We start from the raw sequence: 22,030 nt of genomic DNA on the forward strand, positions 1-22,030 counted from the left end.
CGCGGTGGTGCTCTGGTATTATCGCCGGCCTAATTCCGTGCGGTACCTGACAATAGTGTTTGGTGGCGGCGCGACAGTCCTGAGGAATCACCATGAAAGCCGATATCCACCCGAACTATGTAGCCATCACCGCCACTTGCAGCTGTGGCAACGTGATCGAAACTCGCTCCACCCTGGGCAAAGCTCTGCCTCTGGACGTGTGCAACGAGTGCCACCCGTTCTACACCGGTAAGCAGAAAATGCTTGATACCGGCGGCCGTGTTGATCGCTTCAAGCAGCGTTTCGGCATGTTCGGCGCCAAGCAGTAAGCTTGCGCGCAGCGCTGCAAACCCTAATGGGTTGTACCGCGCTACTGAAAAAGGCGTCCCTTGTGGGCGCCTTTTTCGTTTTCGGCTTTTACGCAGGCGCCGCGCTGGCGTTCTGTCCGGCCCCGGGCAAGCTGCCCAGCGTTAAGGTGCAGCGTGTGGTCGACGGCGACACCCTGCGTCTGGTGGATGGGCGTAGCGTGCGTTTGATTGGCCTGAATACGCCAGAGATCGGTCGCCAGGGGCGTGCCAGCGAGCCCTTGGCCGACGCCGCTCGCCGGCACTTGCAGGGGTTGGTGGCGGCCAGCGATGGACGCATCGCCTTGCAGGTCGGCCGGCAGTCCAAGGATCACTACGGTCGCACCCTGGCACATGCCTACGACAGTCGCGGGCGTAATCTAGAAGCCCAGTTACTCAGTGAGGGGTTGGGTTACCTAGTGGCGGTTGCGCAGAATCTGGCCTTGGTGCGCTGCCAGCAGGCGGCTGAGCGCAGTGCACGGCAGGCTCGTGTTGGGCTGTGGCAGCGCTCGCCGGTTAAGTCCCCCGCGCAGCTGCAACAGGGCGGGTTTGTTCTGCTCCGGGGGCGCGTCGAGCATGTCGAGCGTAATGCCGGCGGGGTCTGGGTGGAAATGGCTGATGACTTGGTGCTGCATATCGCACCGCGCGCGCTGGCTAATTTCGACCTGCACGCTGTCCAAGGGCTTGAAGGGCGTAAGGTCGAGGCACGAGGATGGGTGATTGATCGCGCCAAGCGTGGCGGCTTGCGTAAGGGGCAGGCGCGCTGGATGCTGCCGTTGACCGATAAGGCCATGTTGGAGGTGCTGCCATGATTGTGCGTGTCCTGCTATTGCTGATGCTGTTGCAACTGACGGCTTGCGCGGTCAACCCGGCCACCGGGCGCAGCAACTTCGTGATGATGAGCGAGCAGCAAGAGCTAGACCTCGGCCGTCGTTACAACCAGCAGATCCTTAAGGAAAACCCGCGCTACGCCGATGAGAAGCTGCAGGCTTACGTGCAGCAGGTCGGTGAGCGCGTGGCCAAGAGCAGTCACCGCGCACAGCTGGCCTATCAGTTCACGGTGGTCGACAGCCCTGATATCAATGCCTTTGCCTTGCCGGGTGGCTATATCTACATCCATCGCGGGCTGCTGGCGTACCTCAGTTCTGAAGCCGAGCTGGCTGCGGTGCTCGGCCATGAAGTGGGTCACGTGACGGCGCGCCACAGTGTGCAGCAACAAAGTCAGTCAACCGCTTGGGGCTTGCTGGGCCAGGCTGTGGCGATTGGTACGGGTGTCGGCGCGGCCGCCGATGTCACCGGTGTAGTGGGTAACGCTTTTGTCCGTGGTTATGGCCGCGACATGGAGCTTGAGGCTGATGGCCTGGGCGCTCAATACCTGGCGCGCAGCGGTTACGACCCGCAGGCGATGATCGAAGTGGTCAAGGTGCTGAAGAATCAGGAAGACTTCTCCCGCGACCAAGCGGCTGCGCGCGGAGAAGCGCAACCTGCTGGCGGCTACCACGGGTTGTTCGATACCCATCCGGATAACGACCGGCGCTTGCAGCAGGTGCTGGGCCCGGCGCGTGCGCTGGCCACAGGCCGGCAGGAGGTCAATCGCGAAGTCTTTCTCAAGCGCTTGGGGGGGCTACCCTTCGGTGACTCTGCCGAGACTGGGGTGCGCCGCGGTCAGCGCTTCTACCATGCGGATTTGAATTTCACCCTGACGTTCCCCAAGGGCTGGAGCCTGCTCAATCGAGCGGATGCGTTGATTGGCCACACCGAGGATCAGCAAGCTTTTATTGCGATGACGCTGGAGGACAATCCGCAACAATTGTCGCCAGCTGAACTGCTGCGCCAGCGCGTTGGTGGCCAGCGCCTGGTGGCTGGCGTCGAGTTGCAGCAGGCTGGCCTCAAGGGTTATAGCGCGGTGATCCCCGGCAATGCTGCCAAGCGCGTGGCGCTGATTCAGCATGGTCCGCAGGTTTATTTGTTTGTGGCGGCGGTGCGTGGTCGGGCCTCGTTGGAAAGTCAGGACGAGCAGTTTTTGAGCGTGATCAAAAGCTTTCGGCCGATGACCCGCGCCGAGCGCAAAGAGGCGCAGCCCTTGCGCTTGCACATGGTCAAGGTCAAACCGGGGCAGACCATTGAAGCGCTGGCCAAGGGCAGCAAATTACCAGGTGATGCGCTGAAGACCTTACGTTTGCTCAATAACCTCTACCCGTCGGGGCAGCCGCGTGCTGGTGATTGGCTGAAGGTCGTGCGCTAGGGCTTGCGTGCGTATACCGACTCGTCAGTCTTGTGCAGTTGTATACAACTTGCGTATCCTCGGTCGCCTGCCTGTTCAACAGCCCAAAGCGGAAATGCCCATATGTCTGATTTGAAAACAGCCGCTCTCGATTATCACGCCAATCCCCGTCCGGGTAAGCTGAGTGTCGAGCTCACTAAGCCAACCGCAACCGCCCGCGACCTAGCTCTGGCCTATAGCCCGGGTGTCGCCGAGCCTGTGCGCGAAATCGCGCGTGATCCGGAGTTGGCGTATCGCTACACCGGCAAAGGCAACCTGGTGGCAGTGATCTCTGACGGTACCGCTATTCTCGGTCTTGGCGACCTCGGTCCGTTGGCTTCCAAGCCGGTTATGGAAGGTAAGGGTGTACTGTTCAAGCGCTTTGCCGGTATCGACGTATTCGACATCGAAGTCGAGTCCGAGAGCCCGCAGGCCTTTATCGACACCGTACGCCGTATCTCCATCACGTTCGGCGGCATCAACCTGGAAGACATCAAGGCACCTGAGTGCTTTGAAATCGAACGCACGCTGATCGAACAGTGCGACATTCCGGTATTCCATGATGACCAGCACGGCACTGCGATCGTGACGGCGGCGGGCATGCTCAACGCCCTGGAAATCGCCGGCAAGACTCTGCCTGAAGCCAAGATTGTGTGCCTGGGCGCTGGCGCTGCCGCGATCTCCTGCATGCGCTTGCTGGTGAGCATGGGTGCCAAGGTTGAGAACATCTTTATGGTCGACCGTAAAGGCGTGATCCACGCTGGCCGCGATGACCTGAACCAGTACAAGGCGGTCTTCGCCAGCGAAACGGACAAGCGCACCCTGTCGGACGCGCTTGACGGTGCTGACGTATTTGTTGGTTTGTCTGGTGCTAACCTGCTGGCCCCTGAAGACCTCAAGCGCATGGCGGCAAGCCCGATCGTGTTCGCCTGCTCCAATCCGGATCCGGAAATTCAGCCAGAGCTGGCCCATCAAGTGCGCGATGACGTGATCATGGCCACCGGTCGTTCCGACTACCCGAACCAGGTCAACAACGTGCTGGGCTTCCCGTTCATTTTCCGTGGTGCTCTGGACGTTCGCGCGACCCGCATCAACGAAGAGATGAAAATCGCCGCTGCTCTGGCGCTGCGTGACCTGGCCAAGTTGCCGGTGCCACAGGAAGTCTGTGATGCCTACGGCGGCATTGCCCTGTCGTTTGGTCGCGAGTACATCATTCCGAAGCCAATGGACCCACGTCTGATCACGTTGGTCTGCGACGCGGTAGCCAAGGCTGCGATTGAAAGCGGTGTAGCGACTCTGCCCTATCCGAAGCATTACCCGTTGCAGTCGGTCAACGATGTGTTCAACGGCTAAGCGCTTAGCTTAAACGCAATAAAAAACCCGCTTCGGCGGGTTTTTTATTGGTCGCTATTTCGGCTGTATAAAGCGGATACGCTTGCTGTTAGTGGCTTTAGAACAGGTCTATCGGCGCAACTTCATCAGCGGGTAGCGGGCTGCCTGGGATGTAGGTGCCCGGCTCGAACTCACCTATGGGCGGCGGGGAGTCTTCGCTCTTGAAGAGTTCGAAGTAAGCGTTCGGGGTGTCCGGGGAGGCCGCGCGACCGCTGTGTGGGTCGATGCGCAGGGTCAGTATGCCTTTAGGCTCGGGCAGCACATGGCTGGGTTTGTCCTTCAGTGCCGCGCCCATGTAGCTCATCCAGATCGGCAGGGCCACGGTGCCGCCATATTCATTGCGGCCGAGGCTTTCCGGTTGGTCGAAACCGGCCCAGACCGTGGTGATGTAGTCCGCGTTATAGCCGGAAAACCAGCTGTCTTTCGACTCGTTGGTGGTGCCGGTCTTGCCCGCGAGGTCGTCACGACCGAGTGCCAGGGCTCGGCGGCCGGTGCCGCGCTTGATCACATCCTGGAGCAGGCTGGTCATGATGTAGGCCGTGCGCTCATCGATGACTTGCTCGGCAAGCACGGGCTCAACTGGCTGCGGTGTATCGCCTGCGCTGAGTTGTGCCGCGTTGTCCTGCTCGGTGCGCAGGGCAATACCCGCTGGCGACTGGGCTGGGTTAGCGTTGAACAGTTGCTTGCCATCACGGCCTTCAATCCGCTCAATCAAATACGGCTCGGTTTTGTAGCCGCCACTGGCGAAAACACTCCAACCCTCGGCGATTTCCATGGGCGTGAGGCTTGCCGTGCCCAGGGCCAGGGAAAGGTTGGGCGGTAGGTCTTTTTTCTCAAAACCGAAGCGCTCGATGTAGTTCAGGGTGCTGTCGATGCCGAGGTCTTGCAGTAGGCGAATAGAGACCAAGTTGCGTGAGCGATACAACGCTTCACGCAGGCGGATCGGGCCGAGGAAGGTGTTGTTGTCGTTCTTCGGACGCCAGGTCTGCGAGCGAGGGTCGTCGGCAAGCACGATCGGCGCATCGTTGATCAGGGAGGCTGCGGTGTAGCCGTTATCTAACGCTGCGCTGTAAACAAATGGCTTAAAGCTTGAGCCTGGTTGGCGCTTGGCCTGGGCGGCACGGTTGTAATTGCTCTGCTCGAAAGAAAAGCCGCCGACCAAGGCGCGAATTGCGCCGCTGTTAGGGTCTAACGAGACCAGAGCACTCTGCGCCGCGGGGAGTTGAACGAAGCGCAGGCTATCGTCTTCTTGGCGCTGCACGCGGATCAGGTCGCCGATCTGGCTAATATCCGCTGGCTGCTGTGGGCGCGGCCCGAGGCTGTTGGTATTAAGGAAGGGACGTGCCCATTTCATGCTGTCCCAGGTCACGACGTGCTCTTCGCCGTTACGAAGCAGGACCATGATGCCGCTCTTCTCAACGCTTGTAACAATGGCTGGGTCAAGACCGCCGAGCGATGACTGCTTGTTTAGTTCGCTCAGCCAATGTTCTTTGGTCATGCCCGGCAGGCGGCTTTCTGGGCCGCGATAGCCGTGGCGTTGATCGTAACTAATCAGTCCTTCACGGACTGCGCTATTAGCGGCCTGTTGCAGATCGCTGGGCACCGTGGTAGTGACGTTAAACCCCTCAGTGTATGCCTCGCTACCATAGCGGCCGACCATTTCAGCGCGCGCCATTTCAGCAATATAGGGGGCTGCCAGTTCGGGTGTCGCTACGTGGTAGCTGACATTGATCGGCTCGGCCAGCGCCTCTTCATAGCGCTGCTTGTCGATGCGTCCCAGGCTGTACATGCGTCCGAGAATCCAGTCGCGGCGCTCCATCGAGCGGGCCGGATTGACCAGCGGATTGAAGCGTGAAGGGGCTTTTGGCAGGCCGGCAATCATTGCCATTTGCGCAAGGCTGGTCTCGCGAATGGATTTTCCGTAATAAACCTGTGCGGCCGCTTCGATACCGTAGGCACGGTTGCCCAGGTAAATCTTGTTCACATAAAGTTCAAGGATTTCGTTTTTACTGAGCTCCCGCTCAATTTGTAGCGCAAGGAGTATCTCGTTGATCTTGCGTGAAAAACTTTTTTCGCTAGTGAGGAAAAAGTTCTTCGCCACCTGCATGGTAATGGTGCTTCCACCCGATTGAATCTGCCCGCTTTTCAAGATTTGCGTTGCAGCGCGCATCAGGCTGCTAAGGTCGACGCCATAATGGTTGGCAAAATTGTCGTCTTCGGCTGACAGCAATGCGCCGATGAAGTCTGGTGGGATATCCGCGAAGGCTATAGGTGAACGACGCATTTCACCGAATTCGGCAATCAGTTTGGCGTCGCTGCTGTAAATACGCAGGGGAATCTGCAGTTGAATGCTGCGCAACGATTCGACGGACGGTAGGCTGGGGCTAAGATAGAGGAAGGCCCCGCTGAAACTGAGTACCACCCCACAAAAAACGGCGAGGCAAGACCAGCAAAAAAAACGCAAAAGACGCATCAAGATTTTTGGATTTCCAGATAAAAGAACGAGTTAAGCGAAACATAAGGTTAAAAGAGAAAAACTGATCACATTATAAGCGGTTTTTTTGCCGGGTAGCCATTTGCGCTTCTGTCAAGACTGTTATTTAATGTGAAAAAACATAAATAGTCCGTAAGTCGCGGATGCCAATAGGAAATCGGTCGTGCTAGGGCTCTTCAATAAGAAAGCGAATACGCTACTCGGGATCGATATCAGTTCGACCTCCGTCAAGCTCCTCGAATTGAGCCGCTCCGGAAGCCGCTATAAGGTAGAGGCTTACGCAGTTGAGCCGCTCCCGCCAAACGCGGTGGTCGAAAAGAACATCGCCGATCTGGAGGGCGTTGGGCAGGCTCTTTCACGCGTGCTTGTTAAAGCCAAGAGCGGTGTGAAAACCGTGGCCGTGGCCGTAGCAGGGTCCGCAGTGATTACCAAAACCATCGAAATGGAAGCAGGGCTTTCTGATGATGAATTGGAAAATCAGCTGAAGATCGAAGCCGACCAGTACATCCCTTATCCATTGGAAGAAGTGGCGATCGACTTCGAAGTGCAGGGCGCATCTGCGCGCAATGCGGATCGTGTCGAGGTGTTGTTGGCCGCGTGTCGCAAAGAAAATGTTGAAGTCCGCGAGGCCGCTTTGGCACTTGCCGGCCTTACCGCCAAAGTGGTTGATGTCGAGGCTTATGCGCTTGAGCGTGCCTACAGCTTGCTGATTGATCAGCTTGGTGGCGGTCGTGATGAGCTGACCGTTGCGGTTGTCGATATCGGCGCCACGATGACCACGCTCAGCGTTCTGCACAACGGTCGTACTATCTATACGCGTGAGCAGTTGTTCGGCGGCAAGCAGCTCACGGAGGAAATTCAGCGTCGCTACGGCCTATCCGTTGAAGAGGCGGGTCTCGCCAAGAAGCAAGGCGGATTGCCAGACGACTATGACAGCGAAGTGCTCCAGCCCTTCAAGGAGGCGGTGGTTCAGCAGGTAGCTCGCTCCCTGCAGTTCTTCTTCGCGGCAGGCCAATTCAACGATGTCGATTACATCCTGTTAGCCGGCGGCACTGCCTCAATTCCTGATCTCGATCGCTTGATCCAGCAGAAAATAGGCACCCAAACATTGGTTGCCAATCCATTCGCTGAGATGGCCTTGAGTGGCAAGGTTAATGCGGGTGCGCTCGCCAGTGATGCGCCTGCCTTGATGATTGCCTGTGGCCTGGCGATGAGGAGTTTCGACTAATGGCGCGGATTAACTTACTCCCATGGCGCGAGCAATTACGTGAAGAGCGTAAACAGCGCTTTTTAGTAACACTCGCTGGCGTGTTCATTGTTGCGGCCGGCGCTGTGTTTCTGGGTGACCAATACCTAAACGGTGCTATCGAGCAACAAACGGCTCGAAATGAATTCGTGCGCAAAGAAATTGCGGTTCTGGATGCTCGGATCAAAGAAATCAGTGAGCTGAAAACCCGTAGGCAGCAGCTTCTTGAACGAATGAAGATTATTCAGGATCTGCAGGGCAATCGACCGATTATCGGTCGTGTGTTTGATCAGTTGGTTCGAACGTTGCCAGACGGTGTGCATTTTACTGGCGTGAAAATGACAGCGAAAAATATCGCTATTGTGGGCGCTGCCGAATCAAACAATCGTGTATCAAATTTGATGCGCAATTTAGATTCGTCGGAGTGGTTGACCGCGCCAAACCTAACTGAGGTTAAGTCTGTCACGGCAGGTGCGATTGATCAGGCCAATGTCTTTCAATTGAGTGTTCAGCAGACCCAGCCTGCGCTCGCAGCAGAGGAGGCTAAGCAATGAGTCTTAACGATTCCTTAGAAAGCCTGCGCCAGATTGATTTGAATGATCTTGACTTCAATAACGTTGGCTCATGGCCTGCTGCGGTAAAGTTTATCGCAGGTGCGTTGTTGTTGGTGGTTGTCGTAGCGTTAGGCTACAACTTTCACCTTAAAGACTTGCAAGCCAGTCTAGAGAGTAAGCAGGCCGAAGAGCTTGTTCTGAAAGAGCAGTTTTCAAGTAAAGCGTTCCAAGCTGCAAACCTAGACGCCTATAAAGAGCAGATGCAAGAAATGGAGGTTTCATTTGGCGCGCTTTTGAAGCAGTTACCAAGTGATACGGAGGTTCCGGGTTTACTTGAAGACATAACGCGCACAGGCTTGGGAAGCGGTCTGGAATTTGAAGAGATCAAGCTTTTGCCCGAGGCGGCCCAGCAATTTTATATAGAACTCCCAATACAGATCACTGTTGTGGGTGCCTATCACGATCTGGCCACCTTCGTCAGTGGTGTTGCGAGTCTTCCACGGATTGTTACGCTGCATGACTTTGATCTTGTCCCGGCTAACGACAGTGGCTCATCTAAGTTGCGCATGAGCATATTGGCCAAGACTTATCGTTATAACGATAAGGGGGGAGTGCAGTGAGGTTTCTTAAGCCAGTATTGGCCTTGTCATTTCTGATCGTTTCTGGCTGTGATAGCCACGGCAATTTTTCTGATCTTCAAGCTTACATGGATGAAGTGCGTGCTCGTCCTAAGGGCGAGATTGAGCCATTACCCACATTTCAACCCTATGAAAGTTTTACCTATAGTGCTGCTGCTCTAAGAAGTCCGTTTCAACCCCCAGTTAAGCTGGAGATGGCTGAGAGGCAAAAGGGTTCCAAGGATGTGAAACCTGATGAAGCACGCACAAAACAGTTTCTTGAAGGCTTTAATATAGAAACTTTTATTATGGTCGGTACCTTAGCGAATGATTCTGGCGCTTTTGCCCTTGTGAGTGGTGCAGGTGGCGTTCATCGGGTTCGAGTCGGTGATTATCTGGGTCGTAACCATGGGCGAATAATTGCCATAGACGAATCAAGAGTTGATGTAATTGAAATCGTTCCGGATGGCGAGGGTGGTTGGTTAGAGCGGCCGCGCAGCTTGTCCCTTAAGGAGCGCTCTTAAACAGAGCGGAGTGACTATGAAAAAAAATAACCGATCTGCTCAGTGGAATATGATCATGAACATATCCCCCTCTTTTTTAGGGCTTTCACTCCTGGCGGCACTTTTTTCGCCATCCTTAATGGCTGCTGACCTACAGACGCTTGATGTTTCTGCGTTGCCCGGAGATCGCGTCGAATTAAAGTTAACATTTGACGAGCCTGTGCTCGCTCCGCGAGGTTATACCATCGAGCAGCCAGCGCGTATTGCGCTTGATTTGCCGGGGGTTTCTAACAAGCTCGGAGCAAAGACCAGAGAGCTAGGTGTAGGTAATGCGCGCAGTGTCACCGTTGTTGAGGCGAAAGACCGCACGCGCCTGATCATAAACCTGACCAACCTTTCTCCATATAGCACCCGTTCAGAGGGGAGCAGCATTTTTGTGGTGGTTGGAGAGGGGGGCGCTAATACTGCGGCTAACGTTCAGTCCGCGCCTTCTGCGCCAGTTGCGACGGCTAAAAAATATGTCCCTCAGTCAAACGCGATTAGCAATATTGACTTTCAGCGCGGAGAATTAGGTGAGGGTAATGTTGTTATTACGCTGTCCGACGCTTCTGTCAGTCCTGACATACAAGACCAAGGCGGAAAAATTCGCTTGGATTTTGCCGGCACGCAGTTACCTGAGTCGCTCAGGGTCAAACTTGATGTGAAGGATTTTGCGACACCTGTTCAGTTTGTCAGTGCGACAGGCACCGCCAATAAGGCAAGCATTCTGATTGAGCCGTCGGGCGTTTATGACTACTTGGCTTACCAGGCCGATAATAAACTCACTATCAGTGTGAAGCCGTTGACCCAAGAACAAGCTGAGCAGCGTAAAGCTGATAGCTTCTCTTACACGGGTGAAAAGCTTTCGCTTAACTTCCAAGATATCGATGTTCGTTCTGTTTTGCAGCTGATTGCAGACTTTACTGATTTGAATTTGGTTGCCAGTGATACGGTTGCAGGGAACATTACCTTGCGTCTGCAAAACGTACCGTGGGATCAGGCTCTCGACCTAGTGCTCAAGACTAAAGGTCTGGATAAGCGCAAAGTAGGTAATGTCTTACTGGTTGCGCCGGCTGACGAGATAGCCGCGCGTGAGCGTCAAGAGCTTGAATCAAAGAAGCAGGTTGCAGACCTTGCACCTTTACGTCGTGAGCTTATCCAAGTGAACTACGCCAAAGCCTCTGATATGGCTCAGCTTTTCCAGTCCGTGACCAGTGCGGATGGTGCTGTGGCTGATCGTGGTTCGGTGACTGTTGATGATCGGACCAACAGTATTATCGCCTACCAAACTCAAGAGCGACTTGATGAGTTGCGTCGTATTATTGCGCAGCTTGATGTGGCTGTGCGCCAAGTCATGATCGAGGCGCGGATTGTTGAGGCCAATGTTGATTATGATAAGGCCCTGGGTGTGCGTTGGGGTGGAGCCACTTCGCGCGGAAACTGGAGCTTGTATGGTAAGGATGGTGCTCAATCGTTTAATGATGGTGGGCAGCGACTTTTACCTGGTACAAATGAAGTTGGGGAGGTAACCCTTCAAGATGGCTTGGCACCTGTTCCATTTGTAGATATGGGGGTGTTGGGGAGTACCTCTGGTATTGGTATTGGCTTTTTGACCGATAATGTTGTTTTGGATCTTCAGCTGTCTGCGATGGAGAAAACCGGTAACGGTGAAATTATTTCCCAGCCAAAGGTTGTAACCTCTGATAAAGAAACAGCGAAGATCCTCAAGGGGTCCGAGATTCCTTATCAAGAGGCAAGCTCCAGTGGTGCTACTACCACTTCCTTTAAAGAAGCCGCTTTATCCCTTGAAGTTACTCCACAAATCACTCCTGATAATCGTATTATCATGGAGGTGAAGGTTACTAAAGATGCCGCTGACTTTGCTCGGAGCTTGAATGGTGTTCCGCCGATTAATAAGAACGAAGTTAACGCCAAGGTTCTCGTGAGTGACGGTGAGACAATTGTCCTCGGAGGGGTGTTCTCAAATACCCAAACTAAGGCTGTTGAGAAGGTTCCCTTCCTCGGTGATCTACCTTACTTGGGGCGTCTGTTTCGTCGCGATATTGTTCAGGACAATAAGTCTGAACTCTTGGTGTTCCTCACCCCGCGCATCATGAACAACCAAGCTATTGCGGTGAGTCGTTGATCTAGTGCGTAATTTGATACTCGTAGGCCCGATGGGTGCTGGTAAAAGCACCATCGGGCGTTTGCTTGCTAAAGAGCTGCGCTTGCCGTTCAAGGACTCTGATAAAGAGATTGAGCAGCGTACGGGTGCGGATATTCCGTGGATTTTTGACGTGGAAGGTGAGCAGGGTTTTCGTGAGCGTGAGCAGGCGGTAATCGAAGCGCTTTGTGATGTAGAGGGTATGGTCTTGGCAACGGGTGGTGGGGCGGTAATGCGCGCCGAAAATCGTGTTGCTTTGAGGCGGGGTGGCCATGTGGTTTATCTGCATGCCTCTGTTGAGCAGCAGATAGATCGTACCTCGCGTGACCGTAATCGCCCTCTACTGCGCTCTGCAGATCCCGGCAAAATATTGGCTGAACTGTTCGAGCTGCGTGATCCGCTTTACCGCGAAATTGCCGACGTGGTGGTCGAAACTGACGAGCGTCCGCCGCGGCTGGTGGTGCAAGAGATCCTTGAGCGTCTCGAGGCGCTTTCTCCCCGTTAAAGCGCAGGCTGAACTGCGCTATTCTAGGTCCCTTTATAGCTTGGGGGCTTTATGCAGACTCTTCATGTCGATCTTGGTGAACGCAGCTACCCGATCTATATCGGGGCTGAGATGTTGGCTCGTGGTGATTTGCTGGCAGCGCACATCATTGGTCGGCAAGTTGCGATAGTCACGAATGAGACCGTTGCTCCTTTGTATCTGGCTGCACTTGAGCGTTCGCTCGCCGATCGCGTGATTGCCACGGTGGTTTTGCCCGATGGTGAAAGCTATAAAACTTGGGAAACCCTGCAGCTAATTTTTGATGGCTTGCTGGGCGCGCGGCATGATCGAGGTACTACGGTAATTGCCTTGGGTGGCGGTGTAATTGGCGATATGGCGGGGTTTGCGGCTGCTTGCTACCAGCGCGGCGTTAACTTTATCCAAGTGCCCACCACGCTGTTATCGCAGGTCGACTCATCCGTGGGAGGTAAAACCGGCATTAACCATCCGCTGGGCAAAAATATGGTGGGAGCTTTCTACCAGCCTCAAGCGGTGTTGATCGACACCAATACCCTGACCACCTTGCCTGCTCGCGAGCTGTCTGCGGGATTAGCTGAGGTGATCAAGTACGGCTTGATCTGCGACGAATCATTCTTGTCCTGGCTGGAGGTGCATATGCCTGACCTGCGTGCCCTTGATCAGGCGGCGCTGACTACGGCGATTGCCCATTCGTGCGCTGCAAAAGCGCGCGTTGTGGCGGCTGATGAGCGTGAGTCTGGGGTGCGTGCGACATTGAATCTGGGGCATACCTTTGGTCATGCCATTGAGACGCACCAGGGGTATGGTGTCTGGCTGCATGGTGAGGCGGTTGCGGCGGGTACAGTGATGGCGCTGGATATGTCCGAGCGCCTGGGCTGGATTACACAGGCCGAACGTGAGCGTGCCGTTCGCTTGTTTATCGCTGCGGGCTTGCCGGTTGTTCCGCCTGAGGATATGACTCCTGAGGACTTTATGGCGCATATGGCGGTCGACAAGAAGGTGCTTGATGGCAAGTTGCGGTTGGTCCTATTGCGCGGCTTGGGGCAGGCGACTGTGACGGGTGATTTCCCCCGCGAAATTTTGAATGCCACGCTGAATGCAGACTATGCGGCGCAGCTGGCTCAGCTTAAAAAATAACGAGTACCCCATGACAAGTTTGCATGCTGACGAGGCGTTTCTCGACCATTACCAGTTCACTCACGATCCCTTTGCTTCGCGGGTTCCGGGGTTTAAGTTCTTTCCGGCGCAGCGTAAGCCTGTGCTGGGGCAGTTGCACCATCTAGCACGCTACAGCCAGTTGTTGTTGGTGGTTAGCGGTCCGGAGGGCAGCGGTAAAACGCTGCTGCGCCAGGCGCTGGTCGCGAGCGCCAACAAGCAGACGGTGCAGAGTGTGGTGGTGTCTGCTAAGGGCGCGTCTGACCCCGCAAGCATTTTGCGTCAGGTCGCGCAGGGTATTCAGGTTCAGCGTCCGGAGTTGTCAGCCATTCTTGCCCAGGTTGGGCAGTTGGCGCTAACTGGGCAAGAAGTTTACGTACTGGTTGATGATGCTGAGGAGCTTAGCGATGCTGCGCTTAGCACTCTTTTAAGCCTCGCTGCGGGTAGCGCAGAGGGGCGTCCGCATGTGTTTTTGTTTGCCGAGACTCAGCTGTTGTCGCGTCTTGAGCCGTTGGCTGAAGGCGAAGAGTGTTTTCATGTCATTGAGTTGCAACCTTACAGCGAGGACGAAACGCGTGAGTATCTGGCTCAGCGCCTTGAAGGGGCGGCGCAGGGCATTGAAGTGCTCAGTGACGATCAGGTCGCTGAGATTTACGCGCAGTCTGAAGGTTGGCCAGGGTTAATCAATCAAGTCGCGCGGGAATCGTTGGTTGAGGCAATGCTGGCGCAGCGCAGTGCCGCAAGCCGCGGTGGGTTTTCTTTCAGCTTGCCGCGCAAGCATCTGCTTGCTCTCTGTGTGGTTGCTATTGGGGTTCTGGCTGCTTGGTTTATGCAGGGGCGGGTCGATAAAGATGTTGCGGCGCCGACCATTGCGCAGTTGCCCCTCGGTGAGGCGGCACCTCCTGCGGTGGTTGCGCCGGCTGCGACTGATGCGGTTGCACCTGCGATCCAGTTCGAGGGCGCAAGTCAGCCATTGCCGCTGCCTCTGGTGGGCGAGGCGCAGCCTGTTATTCGTGAGCCTTTAGCGCAAGCTGCAGGCTTGAGTGGTGCGGAAGAGGCCGAGGGCGTTTCGGATACTGCGAGCATTGCAATGGAGCCTGCGCCTGTAGAAGTGGCGAGCGTTGCGGTTGCGCCTGTGGTTGCTGAAGTGGCGAAGGCTGCTCCGCCAGTGGCGCCACCTGCAGCGCCTGCAATCATCAAGCCGGTTGCCGCTGGTGGATGGTATGCCACTCAGGCGGGCTCGCGTTTTACCTTGCAGATACTCGGCGCTCGTTCGGAAAGCGCTGCTCAAGCGTTTGTAAAAGCCAATGGTGCGGATTACCACTATTTCAAGAAGCAGCATCAGGGTAAGCCGCTTTATGTGGTGACCTATGGCAGCTTCAGTAGCCGAGACGCGGCGCAGGCGGCCTTGCGCGCTTTGCCGGCCAAGGTTCAGGCGGGTAAGCCGTGGCCGCGCAACTTCGCCGGCATCCAGCAGGAGATTGCTCAGGCGCGTTGATATAGAGCTGACCCGCTGGTCGATAGCACGACCTTGCAGTCTTATCCTTCGCTTTAGCGACATAAGCTTTCATATTTTCGCCAGCTGGGTTTGTGGCGGCCTGAGTGGATATGTACAATGGCTGCCCTTTCGCCTGCGCAAAGCTGGTGCTTTGCCCTGCGCGCACGGTAAGTTATTGAATTAGAAAGTAATTGCCTTGCAAAAGGCCGTCTGGTGAGAGTCCCTATGAAAGCAGGTTTGTACCGTCCTGATGAGTTCAAGGATAACTGCGGCTTCGGCCTAATCGCCCACATGCAGGGTGAGGCTAGCCATCACCTGCTGCAGACCGCGATTGAAGCCCTGACATGCATGACCCACCGTGGCGGCATCAATGCCGACGGTAAAACCGGTGACGGTTGCGGTCTGCTGATCCAGAAGCCTGATGCTTTCCTGCGGGCCATGGCCAAGCAGCATTTTGCCGCCGAACTGCCCAAGCAGTACGCCGTCGGTATGGTGTTCCTCAACCAAGACCCGGTGAAAGCCGAGGCTGCACGCGAGAACATGAATCGCGAGATTCTCGCGGCCGGCCTGAGCCTGGTTGGCTGGCGCAAAGTGCCGATCGATACCAGCGTGCTCGGGCGGCTTGCCCTTGAGCGCCTGCCGCAGATCGAGCAGGTGTTTATCGGTGGCGAAGGCCTGTCTGACCAGGAATTTGCGATCAAGCTGTTCAGTGCCCGTCGTCGTTCGTCGGTGGCCAACGCCGCGGATAGCGATCACTACATCTGCAGCTTTTCGCACAAGACCATCATCTACAAAGGCCTGATGATGCCGGCCGATCTGCAGCAGTTTTACCCGGATCTGGGTGACGAGCGTCTGCAGACCGCCATTTGCGTATTCCACCAGCGCTTCTCGACCAATACCCTGCCGAAGTGGCCGCTGGCTCAGCCGTTCCGCTTTCTCGCGCACAACGGTGAAATCAACACCATCACCGGTAACCGCAACTGGGCGCAGGCGCGCCGCCTGAAGTTCGCCAACGATCAGATCTTTGATCTGGACGATCTCGGCCCGCTGGTTAACCGCGTCGGTTCCGACTCTTCGAGCATGGACAACATGCTCGAACTGATGGTCACCGGTGGTATCGACCTGTTCCGCGGCGTGCGCATGCTTATTCCGCCAGCCTGGCAGAACGTCGAGACCATGGACGCCGACCTGCGTGCGTTCTACGAATACAACTCCATGCACATGGAGCCTTGGGATGGGCCGGCCGGTGTAGTACTCACCGACGGTCGTCATGCGGTCTGCCTGCTCGACCGTAACGGTCTGCGCCCGGCACGCTGGGTCACCACCAAGAATGGCTACATCACCCTGGCCTCAGAAATCGGCGTGTGGAACTACCAGCCGGAAGACGTGCTGGCCAAAGGCCGCGTTGGTCCGGGGCAGATCCTCGCGGTGGACACTGAAACCGGGCAGATTCTCGGTAGCGATGACATCGACAACCGCTTGAAGTCGCGCCACCCCTACAAACAGTGGATGCGCAAAAGCGCTCAGCGCATTCGCGCGACCCTGGAAGACCGTGACCACGGCTCGGCGTTCTACGACCAGAACCAGCTCAAGCAGTACATGAAGATGTACCAGGTCACCTTTGAGGAGCGTGATCAGGTGCTGCGCCCGCTGGGTGAGCAAGGCCAGGAAGCAGTCGGTTCGATGGGTGATGACACGCCGATGGCAGTGCTCAGCCAGCGTGTGCGTTCGCCGTACGACTACTTCCGTCAGCAGTTCGCGCAGGTTACCAACCCGCCGATCGACCCGCTGCGTGAAGCCATCGTCATGTCGCTGGAGATCTGCCTCGGTGCCGAGCGCAATATCTTCGAAGAGTCGCCCGAGCACGCCGCACGGGTGATTCTCAGCAGCCCGGTGATCTCGCCGGCCAAGTGGCGCGCGTTGATGAACCTGGATCGTCCGGGCTTTGAGCGCCATTTGATCGACATGAACTACGACGAGTCGATGGGCCTGGAAGCCGCTGTGCGCAACATGGCCGATCAGGCTGAAGAAGCCGTGCGCGCCGGTAAGGTGCTGCTGGTCCTGTCTGATCGCCATATCGCGCCGGGCAAATTGCCGGCTCACGCCTCCCTGGTTACCGGTGCGATTCACCACCGCTTGACCGAGAAAGGTTTGCGTTGCGATTGCAACATCCTGGTCGAGACCGCCACTGCTCGCGACCCGCACCACTACGCGGTGCTGCTCGGCTTCGGCGCGTCAGCGGTCTACCCGTTCCTCGCCTACGAAGTGTTGGGTGATCTGATTCGCACCGGCGAAGTGCTGGGCGATCTGTATGAAGTCTTCAAGTATTACCGCAAAGGCATCTCCAAAGGCCTGCTGAAGATCCTCTCGAAGATGGGCATCTCCACGGTTGCCTCGTACCGCGGCGCGCAGCTGTTTGAGGCGGTCGGCCTGGCTGATGACGTCACCGAGCTGTGCTTCCGTGGTGTGGCCAGCCGCATCAAGGGCGCGCGCTTTGTCGATATCGAAGCCGAGCAGAAGTTGCTGGCGGTTGAAGCGTGGAATGCGCGCAAGTCGATCCAGCAAGGTGGTTTGCTCAAGTTCGTCTACGGTGGCGAGTACCACGCCTACAACCCGGATGTGGTGAACACCCTGCAGGCTGCTGTGCAGCAGGGCAGCTACGAGAAGTTCAAGGAATACACCACGCTGGTGGATACCCGTCCGGTGTCGATGCTGCGCGACTTGCTGCAACTGAAGCTGGCCGACCAGCCGTTGCCGCTGGAGCAGGTTGAGCCGCTGGGTGAGATTCTCAAGCGCTTCGACTCCGCCGGTATTTCTCTGGGCGCGCTGTCGCCGGAAGCCCACGAAGCCATTGCCGAAGCGATGAACCGCCTGGGTGCGCGTTCCAACTCCGGTGAGGGCGGTGAAGACCCAGCCCGTTACGGCACCGTGCGCAGCTCGAAAATCAAGCAAGTGGCCACTGGTCGTTTCGGCGTCACGCCGGAATACCTGGTCAACGCTGAAGTGCTGCAGATCAAAGTGGCCCAGGGCGCCAAGCCTGGCGAGGGTGGTCAGCTTCCGGGTGGCAAGGTCAACGGCCTCATCGCCAAGCTGCGTTACGCGGTGCCGGGTGTGACCCTGATTTCGCCGCCGCCGCACCACGATATCTATTCCATTGAAGACCTGGCGCAGCTGATCTATGACCTCAAGCAGGTCAATCCGCAGGCGCTGGTGTCGGTCAAGCTGGTAGCGGAAGCCGGTGTCGGCACTATCGCCGCCGGTGTGGCCAAGGCCTACGCTGACCTGATCACCATCTCCGGTTATGACGGCGGCACAGGCGCTTCGCCGCTGACCTCGATCAAGTACGCCGGTGCGCCGTGGGAACTCGGCCTGGCCGAAACCCACCAGACGCTGCGTGGCAACGACCTGCGCGGCAAGGTGCGGGTACAGACCGACGGCGGCCTGAAAACCGGCCTCGACGTGATCAAAGCCGCCATCCTTGGCGCCGAGAGCTTCGGTTTCGGTACTGCGCCGATGATTGCTCTGGGTTGTAAGTACCTGCGCATCTGTCACCTGAACAACTGCGCCACCGGCGTTGCGACGCAGAACGACAAGCTGCGCAAGGATCACTTCATCGGCACCGTCGAAATGGTGATGAACTTCTTCACCTACGTCGCCGAAGAAACCCGCGAGTGGCTGGCCAAGCTCGGTGTGCGCAGCCTGGAAGAGCTGATCGGGCGTACCGATCTGCTCGACATGCTGCCGGGTGAAACCGACAAGCAGCAGCATCTGGACCTCACGCCGCTGCTGGGTAGCGATCACATTCCAGCGGACAAGCCACAGTTCTGCCTGGTTGACCGCAACCCACCCTTCGACGAAGGCCTGCTGGCCGAGAAGATGGTTGAGATGGCTAAGCCGGCGATTGATGCCGCGAGCGGCGCCGAGTTCGATCTGGACATCTGCAACTGCGACCGTTCCATTGGTGCCCGCGTATCTGGGGAAATCGCCCGCGTACACGGCAACCAGGGCATGGCTAAAGCGCCGATCACCTTCCGCTTCAAGGGCACTGCGGGCCAGAGCTTCGGTGTATGGAACGCCGGTGGTCTGAACCTCTATCTGGAAGGCGATGCCAACGACTACGTCGGCAAGGGCATGACTGGCGGCAAACTGGTGATCACCCCGCCGCAAGGCAGCCCGTTCAAGACCCAGGACAGCGCCATTATCGGCAACACCTGCCTGTACGGCGCCACTGGCGGCAAGCTGTTTGCGGCCGGTACTGCAGGCGAGCGTTTCGCCGTGCGTAACTCCGGTGCGCACACCGTTGTTGAAGGCACCGGTGACCACTGCTGCGAATACATGACCGGCGGCTTTGTCTGCGTGCTGGGCAAGACCGGCTACAACTTCGGTTCGGGTATGACCGGTGGTTTCGCCTATGTGCTTGACCAAGACAACAGCTTCTACGACCGGGTGAACCACGAGCTGGTGGAGATTCAGCGGATCAGTAACGAGGCGATGGAAGCCTACCGCACTCACCTGCAGCAGGTGCTGACGGAGTATGTGCAAGAAACATCGAGCGAGTGGGGCATCAACTTGCTGGAAAACCTGGACGACTACCTGCGCAAGTTCTGGCTGGTCAAGCCGAAGGCGGCAAGCCTGAAGTCGTTGCTCTCCAGCACCCGTGCCAACCCGCAATAAGAATGCGCCTGAAGTGGTTTGATGAGGTATTGCAATGACTGAACGTCTGAATAACGACTTCCAGTTCATCGAAGTCGGGCGCAAAGACCCGAAGAAGAAACTGTTGCGTCAGCGTAAGAAAGAGTTCGTCGAGATCTACGACAACTTTAAGCCGGCGCATGCGGCAGACCAGGCGCATCGCTGCCTGGGCTGCGGCAACCCGTATTGCGAGTGGAAGTGCCCGGTGCACAACTTCATTCCCAACTGGCTGAAGCTGGTGTCCGAGGGCAACATCCTCGCGGCTGCCGAACTGAGCCACCAGACCAACACCCTGCCGGAAGTCTGCGGTCGGGTGTGTCCGCAGGACCGTCTGTGCGAGGGTGCTTGTACCCTCAACGACGGCTTCGGCGCGGTGACTATCGGTTCGGTGGAGAAGTACATCACCGACACGGCTTTCGCCATGGGCTGGCGTCCGGACATGTCCGGCGTTGTGCCGACCGGCAAGCGTGTGGCAGTGATCGGTTCCGGCCCCGCCGGCCTGGGCTGCGCCGATGTTCTGGTGCGCAACGGTGTGACGCCGGTGGTGTTCGACAAGAACCCAGAAATCGGCGGCCTGCTGACCTTCGGCATCCCCGAGTTCAAGCTGGAAAAGACCGTCCTCAGCCATCGCCGCGAAGTCTTTACCGGCATGGGTGTCGAGTTCCGTCTGAACACCGAAATCGGCAAAGACATCAGCATGCAGCAGCTGCTGGATGAGTACGATGCCGTGTTCATGGGCATGGGCACCTACACCTACATGAAGGGCGGCTTCCCTGGTGAAGACCTGCCGGGTGTGCATGACGCGCTGGACTTCCTGATCGCCAACGTCAACCGCAACCTCGGTTTCGAGAAGTCGCCGGAAGACTTTATCGACATGAAGGGCAAGCGCATCGTCGTACTCGGCGGTGGTGACACGGCGATGGACTGCAACCGCACCTCGATTCGCCAGGGTGCCAAGTCGGTGACCTGCGCCTATCGCCGCGACGAAGAAAACATGCCGGGCTCGCGCAAGGAAGTGAAGAACGCCAAAGAAGAGGGCGTGAAGTTCCTCTTTAACCGTCAGCCCATCGCCATTGTGGGTGAAGACAAGGTCGAAGGCGTGAAGGTGGTCGAGACCCGTCTCGGCGAGCCGGATGCCCGTGGCCGTCGCAGCCCCGAGCCGATTCCGGGCTCCGAGGAAATCATCCCGGCGGAAGCCGTGCTGATCGCCTTCGGTTTCCGTCCAAGCCCGGCCGCCTGGTTCAGCGATTTCACCATCGACACCGACAGCCAAGGCCGTGTGGTGGCGCCGGAGCAGAGCCAGTTCAAGCACCAGACCAGCAACCCGAAGATCTTCGCCGGTGGCGATATGGTTCGCGGTTCTGACCTGGTGGTGACGGCGATCTTCGAAGGCCGCAACGCCGCAGAAGGCATCCTCGACTACCTCGGCGTCTAATTACCGAGCAGTGAGGTTGCAATAAACAAAGCCAGCCTTAGGGCTGGCTTTGTCGTTTCTGCTTGCCATGACACTGGCGCGTAAGTCGCGGGCTGTTGCGCCGATTTAGTTGCTGGGCGCGGCGCTAAAACCTACGGCGCGCTCGCGGCGGGTGCTCCATACCGCGCCAGCCACCAGTACGACCAGGGTGATGGCCAACGCGGCGGACGACCCCACCGTGCCGAAGCCCAGGCCGCCGTGATCCAGTGGTTTGCTGAGGAAGTCGCCCAGGGTCGCGCCGAATGGCCGGGTCAGCACGAACGCCAGCCAAAACAACACCACGTGCGAGATGCGCGTCACGTACTTAGCCGCCACCACTGCGGCGATCAGGCTGCCGATCAACAGGGCGCCACCAGCAAAGCCCAGGCCCGAGTCGTCGGCCAGGTAATCACCCAGTGCGGTGCCCAGGGTGTTGGAAAACAGAATCGCCATTCAATAGAACAGCTCACCTCGGCGGCTCTCAATATGCTCGACCGACAGGGATTTTTCGCTCAGGTACCACATCGCGAAAACCGCAATCAACAAGGTCACCAGTAACGCCGAACCGGTGGCGTAGCCCAGACCCAGGGTGCGATCCATAAAGTCGGAGATGGTGGTGCCGGCGGTGCTGGTGGCCAGAATCACTGTCCAGTAGAGCGCTGGGTTGTAACTGCGCGCCCGTAGCTGGCCGACTAGGGTGAGAAGAAACAGGCTGATAAGAATCAGTGAACTTATGGCATAGCCGACATCCAGCGTCATGGACAGTAAATCCCCGGCGGTTTCGCCCAGGGTGGTGGCACAAATCTTCATCACCCAGAAGCTCAGGGTGATGGCAGGCAGTTTGTTCATCGGCGCAATCCGTCAGGCAAGAGAGGAGGGGAAGACGGTTGCAAAAGTAGAGGCGCGGGTGTGAAAAGACGTTAAGAACTCATCAGCGATTCGTTATTTAAAGCGTCTCTTGGGCTATTTCGCCGGGCCCCGGCGAGGCAAATCGTCGCAATAGATAAAAGGCACGGTAGCCGCCGTGCCTTTTGTTATGTGCTTTGCGACAATGGCGCATCTTTTTGCCTATGGGCGGTGAACGGCCTCGTATAGCGGCGTGTTGATCGTGCAA

Annotated in this window: 15 protein-coding genes and 1 pseudogene; 14 read left to right on the forward strand and 2 right to left on the reverse strand. The window is 57.1% G+C overall.

All coding sequences use genetic code 11. The features are described 5' to 3' along the window. Window positions 1-92: 92 nt before the first annotated feature. From rpmE to SOP97_RS12070, 4 genes are all read left to right on the forward strand, one after another. Entirely contained in the window at window positions 93-308 is a 216-nt protein-coding gene (gene rpmE / locus SOP97_RS12055; protein WP_274088969.1) for a 50S ribosomal protein L31, read from the forward strand. A gap of 26 nt (window positions 309-334) precedes the next feature. Further along, the gene (locus SOP97_RS12060) at window positions 335-1,135 is read left to right on the forward strand and encodes a thermonuclease family protein (protein ID WP_322949446.1); all 801 of its coding nucleotides are present in this window, start codon (window positions 335-337) and stop codon (window positions 1,133-1,135) included. Continuing rightward, a complete protein-coding gene (locus SOP97_RS12065) occupies window positions 1,132-2,568 on the forward strand; it encodes a M48 family metalloprotease (RefSeq protein WP_322949321.1) in 1,437 nt (478 codons plus the stop codon). Before SOP97_RS12060 ends, SOP97_RS12065 begins: the two co-directional genes overlap by 4 nt. Before the next feature lie 102 nt (window positions 2,569-2,670). Continuing rightward, window positions 2,671-3,939 carry a malic enzyme-like NAD(P)-binding protein gene (locus SOP97_RS12070; protein WP_274088971.1) on the forward strand — a complete coding sequence of 423 codons (1,269 nt, stop codon included), beginning with the start codon at window positions 2,671-2,673 and terminating at the stop codon, window positions 3,937-3,939. Between the two features lie 97 nt (window positions 3,940-4,036). On the opposite strand, the gene SOP97_RS12075 is transcribed toward SOP97_RS12070, so the two are convergent. Further along, on the reverse strand, window positions 4,037-6,451 hold the full coding sequence (locus SOP97_RS12075) for a penicillin-binding protein 1A (RefSeq protein ID WP_411912063.1): 2,415 nt from the start codon (window positions 6,449-6,451) through the stop codon (window positions 4,037-4,039). Window positions 6,452-6,635: 184 nt separating this feature from the next. On the opposite strand from SOP97_RS12075, the gene SOP97_RS12080 reads away from it, so the two are divergent. From SOP97_RS12080 to SOP97_RS12125, 10 genes are all read left to right on the forward strand, one after another. Continuing rightward, entirely contained in the window at window positions 6,636-7,700 is a 1,065-nt protein-coding gene (locus tag SOP97_RS12080) for a pilus assembly protein PilM (protein WP_274089062.1), read from the forward strand. Beyond that, window positions 7,700-8,272, forward strand: coding sequence for a PilN domain-containing protein (locus SOP97_RS12085; protein ID WP_322949322.1), 573 nt, complete (start codon window positions 7,700-7,702; stop codon window positions 8,270-8,272). Before SOP97_RS12080 ends, SOP97_RS12085 begins: the two co-directional genes overlap by 1 nt. Then, window positions 8,269-8,892: a type 4a pilus biogenesis protein PilO gene (gene pilO, locus SOP97_RS12090; protein WP_274089064.1), complete on the forward strand. Its 624-nt coding sequence runs from the start codon at window positions 8,269-8,271 to the stop codon at window positions 8,890-8,892. Before SOP97_RS12085 ends, pilO begins: the two co-directional genes overlap by 4 nt. Then, window positions 8,889-9,413: a type 4a pilus biogenesis lipoprotein PilP gene (pilP, locus tag SOP97_RS12095; RefSeq protein ID WP_322949323.1), complete on the forward strand. Its 525-nt coding sequence runs from the start codon at window positions 8,889-8,891 to the stop codon at window positions 9,411-9,413. The genes pilO and pilP overlap by 4 nt, the downstream gene beginning before the upstream one ends. A gap of 55 nt (window positions 9,414-9,468) precedes the next feature. After that, on the forward strand, window positions 9,469-11,577 hold the full coding sequence (gene pilQ, locus SOP97_RS12100) for a type IV pilus secretin PilQ (protein WP_322949324.1): 2,109 nt from the start codon (window positions 9,469-9,471) through the stop codon (window positions 11,575-11,577). A 4-nt stretch (window positions 11,578-11,581) separates the two neighbouring features. Then, window positions 11,582-12,100, forward strand: coding sequence for a shikimate kinase AroK (gene aroK / locus SOP97_RS12105; RefSeq protein ID WP_322949325.1), 519 nt, complete (start codon window positions 11,582-11,584; stop codon window positions 12,098-12,100). Between the two features lie 51 nt (window positions 12,101-12,151). After that, complete coding sequence (aroB, locus tag SOP97_RS12110; RefSeq protein ID WP_274089068.1) at window positions 12,152-13,255, forward strand: 3-dehydroquinate synthase; 1,104 nt, start codon at window positions 12,152-12,154, stop codon at window positions 13,253-13,255. A 10-nt stretch (window positions 13,256-13,265) separates the two neighbouring features. Beyond that, on the forward strand, window positions 13,266-14,771 hold the full coding sequence (locus SOP97_RS12115; protein WP_322949326.1) for an AAA family ATPase: 1,506 nt from the start codon (window positions 13,266-13,268) through the stop codon (window positions 14,769-14,771). A 225-nt stretch (window positions 14,772-14,996) separates the two neighbouring features. Then, window positions 14,997-19,445: a glutamate synthase large subunit gene (gltB, locus tag SOP97_RS12120; RefSeq protein ID WP_322949327.1), complete on the forward strand. Its 4,449-nt coding sequence runs from the start codon at window positions 14,997-14,999 to the stop codon at window positions 19,443-19,445. Window positions 19,446-19,479: 34 nt separating this feature from the next. After that, window positions 19,480-20,898: an FAD-dependent oxidoreductase gene (locus SOP97_RS12125; protein ID WP_274089071.1), complete on the forward strand. Its 1,419-nt coding sequence runs from the start codon at window positions 19,480-19,482 to the stop codon at window positions 20,896-20,898. Window positions 20,899-21,003: 105 nt separating this feature from the next. Here SOP97_RS12125 and SOP97_RS12130 read toward each other — a convergent pair. Then, window positions 21,004-21,765 (reverse strand): annotated as a pseudogene (locus tag SOP97_RS12130) (COG4705 family protein). Window positions 21,766-22,030 lie beyond the last annotated feature (265 nt).

Origin of the sequence: Pseudomonas spirodelae, from assembly GCF_034653255.1 — a bacterium.
Taxonomy (GTDB): Bacteria; Pseudomonadota; Gammaproteobacteria; order Pseudomonadales; family Pseudomonadaceae; genus Aquipseudomonas; species Aquipseudomonas spirodelae.

Bases quoted from the DNA above. Each gene is read 5' to 3' on its own strand.
- SOP97_RS12125 (WP_274089071.1), top strand. From the start codon at position 19,480: ATGACTGAACGTCTGAATAACGACTTCCAGTTCATCGAAGTCGGGCGC.
- SOP97_RS12075 (WP_411912063.1), bottom strand. From the start codon at position 6,451: ATGCGTCTTTTGCGTTTTTTTTGCTGGTCTTGCCTCGCCGTTTTTTGT.
- pilO (WP_274089064.1), top strand. From the start codon at position 8,269: ATGAGTCTTAACGATTCCTTAGAAAGCCTGCGCCAGATTGATTTGAAT.
- SOP97_RS12065 (WP_322949321.1), top strand. From the start codon at position 1,132: ATGATTGTGCGTGTCCTGCTATTGCTGATGCTGTTGCAACTGACGGCT.
- pilQ (WP_322949324.1), top strand. From the start codon at position 9,469: ATGAACATATCCCCCTCTTTTTTAGGGCTTTCACTCCTGGCGGCACTT.
- SOP97_RS12070 (WP_274088971.1), top strand. From the start codon at position 2,671: ATGTCTGATTTGAAAACAGCCGCTCTCGATTATCACGCCAATCCCCGT.
- gltB (WP_322949327.1), top strand. From the start codon at position 14,997: ATGAAAGCAGGTTTGTACCGTCCTGATGAGTTCAAGGATAACTGCGGC.
- SOP97_RS12060 (WP_322949446.1), top strand. From the start codon at position 335: ATGGGTTGTACCGCGCTACTGAAAAAGGCGTCCCTTGTGGGCGCCTTT.
- SOP97_RS12085 (WP_322949322.1), top strand. From the start codon at position 7,700: ATGGCGCGGATTAACTTACTCCCATGGCGCGAGCAATTACGTGAAGAG.
- aroB (WP_274089068.1), top strand. From the start codon at position 12,152: ATGCAGACTCTTCATGTCGATCTTGGTGAACGCAGCTACCCGATCTAT.
- SOP97_RS12115 (WP_322949326.1), top strand. From the start codon at position 13,266: ATGACAAGTTTGCATGCTGACGAGGCGTTTCTCGACCATTACCAGTTC.
- rpmE (WP_274088969.1), top strand. From the start codon at position 93: ATGAAAGCCGATATCCACCCGAACTATGTAGCCATCACCGCCACTTGC.